This is a genomic window from Murinocardiopsis flavida, from assembly GCF_003014485.1.
GTDB classification, from domain to species: Bacteria; Actinomycetota; Actinomycetes; order Streptosporangiales; family Streptosporangiaceae; genus Murinocardiopsis; species Murinocardiopsis flavida.
The window spans coordinates 51212-65735 of record NZ_PYGA01000022.1; the positions used below are offsets into that span (position 1 = coordinate 51212).

Annotated in this window: 10 protein-coding genes; 7 read left to right on the forward strand and 3 right to left on the reverse strand. The window is 72.0% G+C overall.

Going from position 1 to position 14524, the window contains the following annotated elements:
- Positions 1 to 104: 104 nt before the first annotated feature.
- The 5 genes from CLV63_RS25775 (at position 105) to CLV63_RS25785 (ending at position 3449) form a co-directional block, all read left to right on the forward strand.
- Positions 105 to 914, forward strand: a complete 810-nt coding sequence (locus tag CLV63_RS25775) for a L,D-transpeptidase family protein (RefSeq protein ID WP_106585806.1) — start codon at positions 105 to 107, stop codon at positions 912 to 914.
- Between the two features lie 310 nt (positions 915 to 1224).
- On the forward strand, positions 1225 to 1386 hold the full coding sequence (locus CLV63_RS33755; protein ID WP_170134321.1) for a hypothetical protein: 162 nt from the start codon (positions 1225 to 1227) through the stop codon (positions 1384 to 1386).
- 148 nt (positions 1387 to 1534) lie between these two features.
- Positions 1535 to 2368 (forward strand): hypothetical protein, encoded by an 834-nt coding sequence (locus tag CLV63_RS34710; RefSeq protein WP_245929053.1) that lies wholly within the window; start codon positions 1535 to 1537, stop codon positions 2366 to 2368.
- A 110-nt stretch (positions 2369 to 2478) separates the two neighbouring features.
- On the forward strand, positions 2479 to 2967 hold the full coding sequence (locus CLV63_RS34715; protein ID WP_245929054.1) for an alpha/beta hydrolase: 489 nt from the start codon (positions 2479 to 2481) through the stop codon (positions 2965 to 2967).
- Positions 2968 to 2981: 14 nt separating this feature from the next.
- The gene (locus CLV63_RS25785) at positions 2982 to 3449 is read left to right on the forward strand and encodes a hypothetical protein (protein WP_245929055.1); all 468 of its coding nucleotides are present in this window, start codon (positions 2982 to 2984) and stop codon (positions 3447 to 3449) included.
- 46 nt (positions 3450 to 3495) lie between these two features.
- Here the strand turns inward: CLV63_RS25785 and CLV63_RS25790 are convergent, their stop codons facing one another.
- On the reverse strand, positions 3496 to 4758 hold the full coding sequence (locus tag CLV63_RS25790) for an ATP-binding protein (protein WP_106585807.1): 1263 nt from the start codon (positions 4756 to 4758) through the stop codon (positions 3496 to 3498).
- Between the two features lie 212 nt (positions 4759 to 4970).
- Here CLV63_RS25790 and CLV63_RS25795 point away from each other — a divergent pair, with 212 nt between their 5' ends.
- Positions 4971 to 7928 (forward strand): helix-turn-helix transcriptional regulator, encoded by a 2958-nt coding sequence (locus CLV63_RS25795; RefSeq protein ID WP_106585866.1) that lies wholly within the window; start codon positions 4971 to 4973, stop codon positions 7926 to 7928.
- Between the two features lie 105 nt (positions 7929 to 8033).
- On the opposite strand, the gene CLV63_RS25800 is transcribed toward CLV63_RS25795, so the two are convergent.
- Positions 8034 to 9395 (reverse strand): glutamine synthetase family protein, encoded by a 1362-nt coding sequence (locus tag CLV63_RS25800; protein ID WP_211301473.1) that lies wholly within the window; start codon positions 9393 to 9395, stop codon positions 8034 to 8036.
- Positions 9396 to 9593: 198 nt separating this feature from the next.
- On the opposite strand from CLV63_RS25800, the gene CLV63_RS25805 reads away from it, so the two are divergent.
- Complete coding sequence (locus tag CLV63_RS25805) at positions 9594 to 11360, forward strand: NAD+ synthase (RefSeq protein WP_106585808.1); 1767 nt, start codon at positions 9594 to 9596, stop codon at positions 11358 to 11360.
- A gap of 78 nt (positions 11361 to 11438) precedes the next feature.
- On the opposite strand, the gene CLV63_RS25810 is transcribed toward CLV63_RS25805, so the two are convergent.
- On the reverse strand, positions 11439 to 14501 hold the full coding sequence (locus tag CLV63_RS25810) for a helix-turn-helix transcriptional regulator (RefSeq protein ID WP_106585809.1): 3063 nt from the start codon (positions 14499 to 14501) through the stop codon (positions 11439 to 11441).
- Between the last annotated feature and the right edge of the window lie 23 nt (positions 14502 to 14524).

Sequence of the window (14524 nt, forward strand, 5' to 3'; positions counted from 1 at the left end):
GTGTGCAGGCACACCTCTCCGCAATGGCGCCCCGCGGGCAAGCCGCCCAAAATAGCGTGCCGGGATCAGGTGGCAGCGAGGCAAATACCGGGCAAAGTGGCTTTATGCACATTCCTGCACATGGGTCCCGCGGGCGCCGCGCCGCCCGCACCGCCGTCGTGGCGCTGTCCGCGCTCGCCGTCACCGGCGGCGGCACCGTGGCGCACGCCGCGGCGGTACCCGCCTCCCCCGCATACTCCGCCCCCTACACCAACGGCGCCGTCGACGCCCGCCCGGCCGCCAACGACCCCACCGGCGTCCCCGCGACCATCTCCAAGAAGGGACTGCTGAGCCAGGGCGACTCCGGGCCGAAGGTCAAGGCCCTCCAATCGCGCCTGCTGAAGCTCGGTTACTGGATCGACTCCGCCGACGGCGAGTTCGGCGGCAACACCAAGCAGGCCGTCTACGCGGTGCAGAAGGCCGCCGGCCTCGGCCGCGACGGCGTCGTCGGCCCCCAGACCCAGGCCGCCCTCGACAAGGGCGTCCGGCCCAAGGCGACCAGCACCAAGGGCCGCGTCATCGAGATCGACCTCAAGCGGCAGCTGCTGCTCGTCGTCGACAACGGCAAGGTCCGCCAGATCCTGAGCACGTCCACCGGGTCGGGCAAGCCCTACACCCAGGACGGCAAGAAGCACACCGCCACCACCCCCAAGGGCGACTACAAGGTGTTCCGCGGCGTCGACAAGTGGGACCCCGGGCCGCTGGGCAAGCTGTACCGGCCCAAGTACTTCAACGGCGGCATCGCGGTGCACGGCTACGGCTCCGTGCCGCCGTACCCGGCGTCCCACGGCTGCGCGCGGGTGAGCCTCGCCGCGATGGACTGGCTGTGGAAGGACGGCAGGATGTCCTACGGCACCATCGTCCGCGTGCGCTGAGCAGCGCCCGCACCACGGCGCAGGCGCACTGAGCGGAGCCCGCCCTCTGGCGCGGGCGCGCTGAGCGGTGCCGGCGCCACGGTGCGCGTGCGCTGAACGGTGTCGGCGCCACGGTGCGAGCGCGCTGAGCGGCGCCGCCGCGGTTCGGCCATACGCCGGACGCCGTCCCGGGCGGTTGCCTAGGGAGGAGGCGGTGGGCGCGGCGCCGCCGACTAGGGCGACTTCCCGATAGCGCAGGCCAGGGCCTTACGGCGACGGTTGCGGGTGGCGGAGAGACACTCCGCCACCCGCAACCGAGCCGGGAGTGCCCGTGACGTTCGACCAGGCCGCCGCGGCCAACGACCAGTACCAGTCCGACACCCGCAAGTGGGCGGCCGAGCAGCGCCGCCACACCGCATCGCGCGAGCCCCGCCGCCCCCCAAAGCGCCCGGACCCCCCGCGAATCCTCACCACGGTGCACATCCGCCGATGACCATCACGCTCATCCCAGCGCTCGCCGAAACAGCGGCGCTGGGCCCGAAGTCCCGACGAACTGGGCCCTGGTTGGGACTTCTGCGGGAAGGGAACGGAATGTAGGCTCGCCGCGTCCCCCAACAACAGAACACGCATATGGAGCCCTCGTGGCCCAGCGCTCATCCCCCAATGACCGCGGCGCCTCTCTTGTCGAGTACGCAGCGGTGGTCGTCCTTGTCGGTGCCATCTTCGCCGGCCTTTACAGTGCAATCTCCCCTTCCTTTATCAGCAGCTCGGTCGCCGGAGCGGTCGACTGCCTCACCCTGTCCGAGGACTGCGGTACCGATCCGGACTCCGCCAAGGGCGCTCCCGAGTCCGCGTCGGACCCCGGTGAGCCCACCCCGAGCCGGGCCGACCGTGCCGCCCCGGACCCGTCGGCATCTCGGGACGCTGCGGGCGACCCGCCCGACCGTGCAGAACCCACGAAAGACGCCGAACCAACCAAGGACGGCGGCGGGGGTTCACCTGACGACGGTGCTCTCAATTTCACCTTCTTCGACTTCGGCTCCGGGCTGGCACCCGACCCCGAGACCAAGCCCGCTGACGTCAACAAGTGGTGGAAGGGCCTCAGCAAGGCCGAGCGCAAGGAGGTCATGCGCAAGGAGCCCGACGCCATCCGCAACCTCGACGGCGTTCCCGCCGCGGTCCGCGACAAGCTCAACCGCGAGTTCCTCACAGAGGAAATCGACCGGATGCTGGAAGAGGAGGGTATGACCCGAGAGGAGGTCCGGAAGTTCGACCTCCAGGACGTCCGCCCCGAGGGCTGGACCGAATCCCGTGCCGACGGTGCGCCATCTCTGGAGCTGTGGGAGTTGGAGAAGCTGGAGCGGACCGTCACCGCGAAGGACTCCGACCACTACATCCTCGGGCTGGACCCGAGCGAGGGGGAGGGCCGCGCGATCGTCTCGACCGGTAACCCCGACACCGCCGACAACGTCTAACACTGGTACCCGGAACGGGAATCAAGTGGACGGCGATCAACGGTCAGCTCGGCCGGGCCGAGAATGTCCACCAGTCCGCAGACCTGGCCGACAGCGAGTCCGACCACGCGGTGGTCTCCTGGATCGGATACGACAGTCCTGGGTGGACTGGGGCCGTCTCCGGTGGACACGCGGACGACGGCAAGGACGACCTCCAGGACTTCCAGGCTGGACTGCGCACCACACATAGGGGCGCCCCGTCGAACAACACGCTCATCGGGCACAGCTACGGCTCGACGGTGGTCGGTGCCGCAGCGCGCAACGACTCCGGGGCCTACGCCGATAACCTCGTGCTCGTGGGAAGTCCCGGAGTCGGGAGTGAACTCACCGATCTGAAGTTCGACGGTGGCATGAAGGACATCCACGTCGTCATGTCGGAGAACGACTGGGTTCGCGACAGCGAGTCGTACCAGACGCACTACTTCGACAAGCAGGAGGACCCGCGGGCGACTCACGTCCAGACCGACCCGGAGACCGAGCACGACGGGTACTTCAATGACTCCGAGACCCCCGAGATGGAACATATCGGCAAGGTCGTTGCCGGTACGAGGCGCGACTAAGGAAGGAGGGCGGTATGCGCCGGGTGAAATGGTTCGTTTGGGCTGCGGCGATAATGCTGCTGGCCGGTTGCGGAGGTCCCGATGATGTGCCGGAGAGTCCTCTCGATGAGGGGCAGGCGGAGCGGCGCGTCGATACGCACATCGATGACACGGTTACGGTCCTGCCCGACTCGCTGGAGCTGGAGTTGGTGGGTCCAGCGGTGAAAGCTTCGTGCGACCACGAGACCTTCCTCTCCGTGTCCAAGAAATACTGGCTGCGTGACATACCGCCCGGCGAGAACGAACAGCACGTCGAGGCGCTGGTCGAGTATTGGAAGGACCACGGCTACACGGTGCATAGCGACCAGCGCCCCGACAACCTGTTCGTGTCGGTGGAGCACAAGAAGGACAAGTTCAGCATGTCGGTGCGCTCCAGCATCCAGAAGGAACTCTCCATCGGCGCGAGTTCGCCGTGCATCCATCCCGATGGCGCCGACCGTTAGAGACGCAAGGGGATGCGCGGACCTGCACCGGGTTGGCGCGGGGGCGTCACCGCAGTTGGCGGTGGCCCCAGAGGACGGAGAGCGGCATCGAGTAGATCCCGTCGCCGCGCGACGCGGCCTCGGTGCCGAGGTGCAGCAGGATCCCGGCGTGCAGGCGCTCGCCCAGCCGCTCGCGCAGCCACCGGAGTCCTTTCAGGGCACGCGGGCCCGGCGAGCTCGACGCCTTCAGCTCAATGGCGACGATCTTGCCCGCGGGACCCTCCAGGACGAAGTCGACCTCGTTCTGGTCGGTACTGCGCAGATGGAAGGCGCTGGTGCGCGTCTCGCTGTACGACCGGGCCTTGAGCAGTTCGGTCGCAACGAAGGTCTCCATCAGCGGCCCAAGCGCGGGATGCCCTGGCTCGGCCAGCTCGGATGCTCCGACGCCGAGGAGGTGCGCCGCCAACCCCGAGTCGGTCGGGTAGAGCTTCGGGGTCTTGAGCAGCCGCGCCGTCAGGTTGGTCGACCACGCGGGCAGGCTCGTCGTCAGGTAGACCATGTCCAGGTAGGACAGGTAGTTCTTGGTGGTCTCCCTGGCGAGTTCGACGCTCTGGGCGAGGTCGGACAGGACGGCGATGCTGCCGGCGCGGGCGGCGACGAGCCCGAGGAGGCGCGCCGCCGCGTCTCCGTGAGTGATGCTCGCGAAGTTCGAGATGTCGCGGTTGATCACCGTTTGGAGATAGCCGTCGAACCACGCGTGGCGCGCTACACCCGGGGGGATCGAGACGGCCTCCGGGTAGCCGCCCGCGACGACGCACTCCAGGTACTGCTCTCGCGTCCAGGTCGAATTGTCGAGGAGCGCCGAGGGCGATGCGAAGGCACGGGTCAGGAAGTCCTCGCTCGCACCGGTGCGCTCGCGCATGCTCAGCGGCCAGAGGTCGACGAAGGCCATTCGCCCCGCCAGGGATTCCGACAGGGTCGGGATGGTCAGGAAGCGGCTCGATCCGGAGAGGACGAATCGGCCCGGCCGGGGGTCGGCGTCGACGGCGACCTTGATGGCGCGGATCAGGTCGTCGCCGCCGAGCTGGACCTCGTCGATGATCCTGGGCGAGTCGCCGTATTCGGCGAATGCCGCGGGATCGTCGCGGCTCGCGCGGAGCGTGTCCGCGTTGTCGAGGGTGCGGTAGCTCCCCCCGCCGCCGTCGGCCAGGTAGCCCTTCATCAGGGTGGTCTTGCCGGCCTGCCGGGGGCCGCCGACCATGACGATCCGCAAGTGATCGGCCAATTGTGAGAGTCGGCCGGCGGCCACGCGCGCAACCAGGTCGGACATGATGACTCCGTGTCGTCGGGGTTCCGCTTCGATACTAGTCGATTATTTGACAGGTGATCTGACAAATATTTGGCAGGTGACTTGGCAAATTATCGGCGGGTGAGTTGGCAGATTTACGACGTCCCAGGTGGCGGGTGGTGGGCGGCGTGGGTTGTGGGGGAGGGCGGTTGCCGGGGCGGGGTGGGCGCGCGGCGGGTGGGATGCTGGGCGGCATGGGTGATCGCGACAGCAGTCCCGTGTTCGCCGGGCGGCGGCGGGAACTCGCCGCTCTGCTCGATAGTGGCCACCAGGCGCGCAACGACGGCGCGACGGCCGTCCTGCTCGCCGGTGAGGCGGGGGTCGGCAAGTCCCGGCTGCTGCGCGAGTACGCGGCGCGCAGCCCCATGGCGCGGGTTGTTACGGGCGGCTGCCTGGAGATGGGCGGCGACGGCGTGCCCTTCGCGCCGTTCATCACGGTGCTGCGCAGGCTCGTGCGCGACGTCCCCGCCGCCGAGCTCGGCGCGGTGCGGCGCAACGAGCTGCCCCGCCTGCTGCCGGAGCTCGGCCCGCTGCCAGAGCAGCCGGACGAGGGCCGCGCCCGGCTGTTCGAGGAGATCCTCACCCTCCTCGAAGCCGCCGCGGACAAGGGCGGCCTCGCGGTGATCCTGGAGGACCTGCACTGGGCCGACCCCTCCACCCGGGCCCTCCTCGTGTTCCTGCTGCACAACCTGCACGAGCCGGGCGTCCAGCTTCTCGGCGGCCTGCGCACCGACGACCTGCACCGCACGCACCCCATGCGCGCGCTGCTGCCGGAGCTGGTGCGCCTGCCGTCCGTCACCCGGATCGACCTCGCCGCGCTGAACCCGGCCGAGGTGGCCGAGCAGGCCGCCGGTATCCGCGGCACCGCCTTGGACCCGCAGGCGCTGGCGCGCGTCTACGAGCGCACCGGCGGCAACCCGCTGTTCGTCGAGTCCCTGCTGGAGTTCACCGGCCCCGATACTACCGGGTTCGACCGCGCGCCGGTGCCCGACATCCCCAGGGAGATGCTGCTGGGGCGGCTGCGCGGGCTCGACTCCGCCGCGCGGCGGACGGTGCGCCTCGCCGCTGTCGGCGGGGAGTACACCGCCGACGCGCTGCTCGCCGCGGCCTCCGAACTCGACGAGGACGCGCTCGACACGGCGCTGCGCGCCGCCGTCGACGCCAACCTGCTGCGGCCGCAGGGCGAAGGCTACGCGTTCCGGCACGCGCTGCTCGCCGAGGCGATCCACGAGGATCTGCTGCCCGGCGAGCGCATCCGCCTGCACCGCCGCTACGCCGACGCGCTCCAGGCCGGTGTCCCCGGGCTGCCCGCCGCCGAATCCGCCGCGCAGTACGCCCACCACGCCTACGCCGGGCGCGACGCGCCCCGTGCGCTCGCCGCGGCGTGGATCGCAGCCGACGCCGCCGCCGGGGCGCTCGCCTACCCGGAGTGGCTGCGGATGCTGGAGCGCGTCCTCGAACTCTGGGAGGAGGTCGAAGACCCCGTTGCGCACCTCCTCCCCACGAAAGGGCGCACGCCCCTGACCGACCGGGTGGACGTGCTGTACACGGCGTCGATCGCCGCCGTCGAGGCCGGGGTCCCGCGGCGGGGCGCCGCGTTCGCGGACGCCGCGCTGGAGGAGCTGGGCTGGGCGGGCGACCCGCGGCCCGAGGACACCGCCGACGCCGTCCGCGTCGCCCTGCTGCTGATGGCGCGGGGCGACGCCTACCGGGAGAGCGCGCACGGCAGTTCACTGGCCGACCTGCGCGCGGCCCAGCGCCTGCTGCCGGCCGACCACCCGGAGCGCCCCCGGCTGCTCGGCACGCTCGCGGCCGGGCTGATGATGCACGACCAGAAGGCGGAGTCGCTGGCCGTGGGGGAGGAGGCGCTGGCGGCCGCCCGGGGCGCCCGCCAGCGCCGCAGCGAGGCCGACGCCCTGATCACCATCGGCACCGTCGTCGGCGCCCGCCATGACCCGGAGGCCGGCCTGCGCACATTGGACGAAGGGCTCGGCATCGCCCGCGCCATCGGGGCGGCGCGCGAGGAGCTGCGCGCCATCATCAACAAGGGGTCGGTGCTGCTTGCGGCGGGGCGGGTCGACGTGGCCATCGAGGTGACCCGCCGCGGCCTCGACCGCGCCCGGGAGCTGGGGCTGCTGCGCACCCGGGGCGCCGGTGTGGTCAACGCGGTCGGCTGCGGCCTGCTCGTCAAGGGCGACCTCAGCGGCGCGCGGTCGCTGCTGCTCAACACCCCCGGCTCGGACAACCCCATGTGGCGGGGGCGCCGCCTGGTGCTGTGCGCCGAGATCGAGTTCTACCAGGGCGCGCTGACGCGGCTGCGGGAGACCGTCCGCGAGTTCCACACCGTGCTGCCGCCGGACTCCTCGGCGGCGACCGAGGTCGCGGCGATGCGCGCCTTCGAGATGCGCCTCGCCACGGCGGAGGACCGGCTCGCCGACGCCGCCGCGATCGCGCTGGACGCCCTCGGCCCCCGCTGGACGGCGTTCGGCGGCGCCGAACGCGACATGCTCATCGGCGCCGCGGAGGTGTGCGCGCGGCTGCGCCGTCCCGGCCCCGGTCCGCAGGGCGATGCGCGGGCGCGGCTCCTCGCCGAGGTCGAGGCGGCGACCCGCGGTGCACTGGACCGCCACGATCCGCTGCCGGGGTCGGTCGGCGAGCTCCAGCACCACCAGGTGTGCGGGCTGGTCAGCGAGAACCCGGCCGAAGCGGTCGAACACCTGCGGCGCGCCGAGGAACTGGGCCGCCGGCTGGGCGCCCGCGTGGAGCTGGCGGCGACGCTGACCGCCCTCGTGCGGATGACGGCCGGCACCGGTGACGCCGCGCCGCGCCGCCTGCGGGAGGCCGCCGCGCTGGCGCTCGACACCGGGGCGAACCTGCTCCGCAGGGAGATCGCCGACCTCGCGGCGGCGGCCGGGATCGCCCTGGAGCAGCCGGGTCCCGCACCGGCGGCCCGCGCCCCCGGCGGGATCACCGCGCGGGAGAGCGAGGTGCTGCGCCTGGTCGCCAAGGGCAGCACGAACCGGGAGATCGCGGAGGAGCTGCGGATCTCCGCCAAGACGGTCAGCGTCCACGTGTCGAACCTGCTGGCGAAACTGGGCGTCACCAACCGCAACGCGGCCGCCGTCCGCGCCCGCGAACTCGACCTCGACTGACGGGCTCCCCCGGGGACCGCCACGGGCACGGCGCCGTTCCGGGCACGTCCCACCGCGGGGCCCGCCCGGTCAGCAGGCCAGAGTGTCGGCAGGCCAGAGCGCAGATCAGAGTGTCGGCAGGTACCGCTGGAGTTCGTACGGGGTGACCTGGCGGCGGTACTCCTGCCACTCGGCCTTCTTGTTGCGCAGGAAGAAGTCGTAGACGTGCTCGCCGAGGGTCTCGGCGACCAGTTCGCTGTTCTCCATGGCGCGGATGGCTTCGTCGAGGCTCTGCGGGAGCGGGGCGATGCCGAGCGCGCGGCGCTCGGAGTCGGTGAGCGCCCACACGTCGTCCTCGGCGCCCGGCGGCAGCTCGTAGCCCTCCTCGATGCCCTTCAGCCCGGCGGCGAGGATGACGGCGTAGGCCAGGTACGGGTTGCACGCGGTGTCGAGCGAGCGGATCTCGATGCGGCTGGAGTTGGACTTGGTGGGCTTGTACATGGGCACCCGCACCAGCGCCGAGCGGTTGTTGTGGCCCCAGCAGATGTAGGCGGGGGCCTCGCCGCCCATGCCGGCCGACGCCGCGGCGTTGTCCCACAGCCGCTTGTAGGAGTTGGTCCACTGGTTGCACACGGCCGTGATCTCGGCGGCGTGCCGCAGCAGGCCCGCGATGAACCCGCGCCCCACCTTGGACAGCTGGTACTCGGCGCCCGGCTCGTGGAACGCGTTGCGGTCGCCCTCGAACAGCGACAGGTGGGTGTGCATGCCCGAGCCCGGGTACTCGGTGAACGGCTTGGGCATGAACGTGGCGTAGACGTCCTGCTCCATCGCCACCTCCTTCATGACCAGGCGGAAGGTCATGATGTTGTCGGCGGTGGTGAGGGCGTCGGCGTAGCGGAGGTCGATCTCCTGCTGCCCGGGGCCGCCCTCGTGGTGGCTGAACTCCACCGAGATGCCCATGGCTTCGAGCATGTTGATGGCGTTGCGGCGGAAGTCGTGGGCGCTGTTGTGCGGGGTGTGGTCGAAGTAGCCGCCGGAGTCGTTGGGCTCGGGGAACTCGCCCGGCCCCGGCTTCTTCTTCAGGAGGTAGAACTCGATCTCGGGGTGGGTGTAGAAGGTGAACCCGAGGTCGGACGCCTTGCTGAGGGTCCGCTTCAGGACGTGCCGCGGGTCGGCGTAGCTGGGCGTGCCGTCGGGCATCAGGATGTCGCAGTACATGCGCGCGGTGCCGTGGGGCTCGTTGCGCCACGGGAGCACCTGGAAGGTCGACGGGTCGGGCTGGGCCAGCATGTCGGCCTCGTACACCCGCGCGAACCCCTCGATGGCCGACCCGTCGAACCCGATGCCCTCGGAGAACGCCGCTTCGAGCTCGGCGGGGGCGACGGCCACCGACTTGAGGTATCCGAGCACGTCGGTGAACCACAGTCGGACGAACCGGATATCGCGCTCCTCCAGCGTGCGGAGCACGAATTCCTGCTGTCGGTTCACGGTCTGCCTTCCTGATCGGCGGTGTCGGGCGCGGCCGGCGGGACTGCCGCCTTCCTACCAGACGACTCGAAGCGAGTGTGCCCTGTCAAGGTTTCCACCGCGTTAACGCGCAGGGCTGAACGACCAGGTGGCAGGCGTTAGGGAGCGGGATCACCCGCCGGAGGGCGCCGCGGCGGCCCGGCGGACTAGGCTCGGTCCGTGGCTCAACTGCGCATCGCACTCGCACAGATCAACACGACCGTCGGCGACCTCGCCGGAAACGCCGACCTGGTCGCCGCCTACGCCCGCCGCGCCGCCGATTCAGGCGCGCACCTGGTGGTGTTCCCGGAGATGACCCTCACCGGGTACCCGGTCGAGGACCTCGCACTGCGACGCTCCTTCGTCGACGCCTCCATCGGCGCCGTCGGGGACCTGGCGGCCCGGCTCGACGAAGAAGGGCTGGGCTCGCTGCCCGTCGTCGTGGGCTACCTGGGCCGCGCAGAAGGGGCCGAACCCCGTTACGGCAGACCGCCCGGCGCGCCGCAGAACGCCCTCGCGCTGCTGCACCACGGGCGTGTCGCCGCGGTCTCCGCAAAGCACCACCTGCCCAACTACGGCGTGTTCGACGAAGCGCGCTACTTCGTCCCCGGCGACACCCTGCCGGTGGTGCGGCTGCACGGCATCGACGTGGCGTTCGCCATCTGCGAGGACCTGTGGCAGGACGGCGGCCCAGTGGCGGCCGTGCGCGACGCGGGCGCCGCGCTGCTCGTCGTCGCCAACGGCTCGCCGTACGAGCGCGACAAGGACGACGCCCGGCTGGAGCTGTGCGCGCGCCGCGCCCGCGAGGCCGGCGCCGCCCTGGCCTACGTCAACCTGGTGGGCGGCCAGGACGAGCTGGTCTTCGACGGCGACTCCCTGGTGGTCGACTCCGGCGGCGAGCTGCTGGCGCGCGCCGCCCAGTTCGAGGAGGCGCTGCTGGTCACCGACCTCGAACTCCCGGTCGCGGGCACCGCAGCCGGTGCCGCTGATGGCGGCGGCGACGGCCCGGCGGGCGAGGTCGCCATCGAGCGGACCACCGTCGACGACGCGCCGGTCGCCGCCTACCCCCCGCTCGCCCCGGTGGTCGCCCCCCGGCTCGACCCCGTCGGCGAGGTCTACGCCGCCGTGGTCACCGGCACCCGCGACTACATCGGCAAGAACGGGTTCGGGTCGGTGATCCTCGGCCTGTCGGGCGGCATCGACTCCGCGCTGGTCGCGGCCATCGCCGCCGACGCGATCGGCCCCGAACGGGTCAACGCCGTCCTCATGCCCAGCCGCTACTCCTCCGACCACTCCGTGGGAGACGCGGAGGAGCTGGTCAAGCGCACGGGCATCAACGGCCGCACCATCGCGGTGGCGCCGATCGTCGCGGCGTACGAGACCGCGTTCCCCTGCGACGGCCTCGCGGCCGAGAACCTCCAGGCGCGCGTGCGCGGCCAACTGCTCATGACCATCTCCAACCAGGAGGGCCACCTCGTCCTGACCACCGGGAACAAGAGCGAGCTGGCCACGGGCTACTCCACCCTCTATGGCGACTCCGCGGGCGGCTACGCCCCCATCAAGGACGCCTGGAAGGTCCTGGTGTGGGAGCTGGCACGGTGGCGCAACGCCGAGGCGGCGCGGCGCGGCGAGACCCCGCCCATCCCGGAGAACTCCATCAGCAAGCCGCCGAGCGCTGAGCTGAGCCCCGGCCAGGCCGACACCGACTCGCTGCCCGACTACCCAGTGCTCGACGCGCTCCTCGACGACTACGTGGGCACCGACCTCGGCCGCGCCGAACTGCTCGCGGCCGGGCACGACCCCGCCCTGATCGACCGGGTGATCCGCATGGTCGACCGCGCGGAGTACAAGCGGCGGCAGTACCCGCCCGGCCCCAAGATCAGCCGCCGCAACTTCGGCCGCGACCGCCGCCTGCCCATGACCAACCGGTGGGCCGCCCCGCGCTGACCCCGGCGCCAGAAGCGGACGGCCTCGACGCGCTCAACGGGCTCGGCGGGTTCGTCGAGTCTGTCGGGCTCGGCGGCTTCAGTCGAGGCCCAGCTCGCGGGCGTGCGCCGCGGCGGCGCCGCGGTTGGCGAGCCCGAGCTTGCCGAGGATGTTCGACACGTGCACGCTCGCGGTCTTGGCGGAGATGAACAGCTCCCCGGCGATCTCGGCGTTGGTCCTGCCGCGGCTGAGCAGCCGCAGCACCTCGGTCTCGCGCGGGGTCAGGCCGGCCGGCGGCCCCGGGGGCGCCGACGCGGGGGTGGCGTCGAGCGCGATGCCGGTGCGGCGGGCGAGGTCGGTGACGCGGCGCTCAAGCGGTTCGGCGCCGGACTCCTTCGCGGCGTGCGCGGCCGCGCGCAGCAGCGGGGCGGCGCTGTGGCGGTCGCCCGCCGCCGCTGCCGCGGCGGCGGCACCCAGTTGGGCGTCGGCGCGCTGGAGCGACAGGCCGGTCGCCGCCCACTCCTGGACCGCGGCGCCCCAGGCGGCGTGGGCGTCGTCGGCGGGGGCCGCCTCGGCGTTGAGCAGGGTGGCCCGGACGCTGGAGCGCCAGGCGCCCTGGACTGCGCAGTGCACCGGTATCCGGTCGACGAGTGCGCTGATGCGGTCGTGGAGGTCGGCGGCTGCGTCGAATCCTTCGGCGGCGCGGTGTGCGTGCAGCGCCTGGGCCGCCGACTGGAGCAGCGGCCAGCCGTAGCTGAGGGCGGAGCCGGCCTCGAACGACGCGTCGCTGACCGAACGCGCGATGTCGATCGCGGACGCGGTGTCGCCGAAGACCCGGTGCGCGTCGATGGCGAAGGTGGCCGAGCAGATCGCGTGCTGGAGGTGCGCGAACCGAAGGGTGCCCAGGTGCCGGATGTGGCCGAGTACGGTCTCGGCCGTGGCGAGGTCGCCTTGCGCGAGGGCGATGGTGCCGTCGACGACGTGCATGAACGACCGCCACAGCGGCGGCTTCGCCCAGCTGAGTCCGTTGGCGACGGCGTCGCGCGCCGCGGCGAGCTCGCCGCGGTCGCGCAGGGCCTCCGCCTTGTTCAGCATCACGAAGGTGCTCATGGTGCGGTGCAGGTTGGACTGGTGGGCGCGTGCCAGGCCGAGGTCGGCGGCGTCGACCGCTTCGTCCAGGCGCCCGATCTCGCGCAGGAACGCCGACTTGTTGCTGATGCCGCGGAGTTCGAGCGCGGGTTCGTGCGCCGCCCGGGCGATGTCGACGCCTTCGCCGAACGCCGCGACGGCGGCGTCGAAGCGGCCGTCGTTTCCGTAGAGCGTGCCCAATGTGATGTGGGCGTCGGCCTCGGCGCAGCGGTCGCCGGACGCGGCGGCGTGCCGCAGTGCCGCCCGCGCGAGGTCGGCCACTGTGATGGCCCGTTCGTCGGCGGGGGCGGCGGCGGTGTTGGCGGGATCGTCGCCGAGCGCCTGCGGCGACAGCTTGCCGGCGGGGACGGTGCCGCCGCGCATCATCAGCTCGCGGGCGATGATGGCGAGCAGGAAGCCGTAGCGCCAGTTGTCGATGGGGTGGACGTCGAGCGCGGCCCAGTAGTCGTCGATGCCGTCGTCGTCGGCGAGTTGGATGCGGCTCCGGCCCCGCAGGCGCAGGTGCAGCGCGCGGAGGACGGCGTCGTCGTGCGCGGAGCCGTCGGCGGGGGACGGGGACGGCTCCCCGGCGGTGCCGGCCGTTTCGGCGGTGTCGGCGGGGAACTCGGCGAGACCGGCGTCGCACAGCTCCTTGGCGCGGGCGGGGTCGCCGCTGTCGTGGGCCGCACCGGCGGCGCGGTAGAGGACCTCGGCCAAGGAGACGCCCTCGACCCGTCGGGCGGAATCGGGGACGCGGTCCCAGAGTTCGATGACGCGTTCGGCCATGCGGAGCTCTTCGGCGAAGGCGAGGGCCTCGCCGGCGCGCACGGCGGCCCACCACGCGGCGCTCAGCGCCCGGGGCAGCTCGTGCGCTGCGTGGAAGTGGTGCGCCTGCTCGGAGGCGATGCGGTCGGCCGGGACGAGTTCGGGCCGGGTGTCGAGCGCCTCGGCGTAGCGCAGGTGCAGCCGGGCGTGCTGGCCGGGCAGCAGGTCTTGGTGGACGGCCTCGCGCAGCAGCGAGTGGCGGAAGCGGTAGCCGGTGCCCTCGACCCGCAGGACGTTGGAGTCGACGATGGCGAGCAGCGCGGCGTCGAGTTCGTGGTCGGGCAGGTCGATCACGTGCGCGAGCATCTCGTGCTCGATGTGGTCGCTGCTGACGGCGCCGACCGCGGCCGCCTTCACGATGGAGCGCTCGGTGTCGCCCAGGCGTTCGAGCGAGGACAGCAGGAGCTCGCGGGGGCGGTCGGGCACGAGGGAGCCGATGAGCTGGGTGTGGGCCGCCAACGACTCCACGAAGAGGGGGTTGCCCGCTGAGCGCCCGTAGAGGGCGTCGACTTCGTCGGGGTGGAGCTCGGCGCCCCGGATGGCGGCCGCCTGCAACGCGGCGTCCTCGCGGCTCAACGGGGTGAGTTCGAGCTGGGCGACGGTGGGCAGGCGTTCGAGCTCGGGCAGCAGCCGGCGCAGCTGGTGGCCGCGGTGGATGTCGTCGGCGCGGTAGCTCACCAGCAGCTGGACGCCCGGTGTGTCGAGGTTGCGCACCAGGAACACCAGGAGGTCGCGGGTCGCGGAGTCGGCCCAGTGGAGGTCTTCGATGATGACCGTGAGGCCGTCGGGCTCGGCGGTCTCCTGGAGGGCCCGCAGGACCTGCTCGAAGAGGCGGCCGCGCGCCTCGTAGCGGTCGCCCGGGGCCTGGCCCAGCTCGGGCAGCAGGCGGGCGAGCTCCTGCTCGCCATCGGCCGCGAGCGCGTCGAAGAGGTCGCGGCCCGACTCGCGCAGCAACTGGCGCAGCACGGCCACGAACGGCGCGAACGGCAGCCCTTCGACGCCCAGTTCGAGGCAGCCGCCCGCGAGGACCCGGGTGTTGCCGGTGCGCGCGGCGTACTCGGCGAGCAGCCGCGACTTGCCGACCCCTGCGTCCCCACTGAGGAGGAGCATGGCGGAGCCCTCGGTCCGCGCCGCACGCGCGTGGTCGAGGAGCACGCCGAGTTCGGCATCGCGCCCGACGAACAGGGGACTGGTGCCTTGTGGGGTCATATCTCCCAGTATGCCGAGTGGCT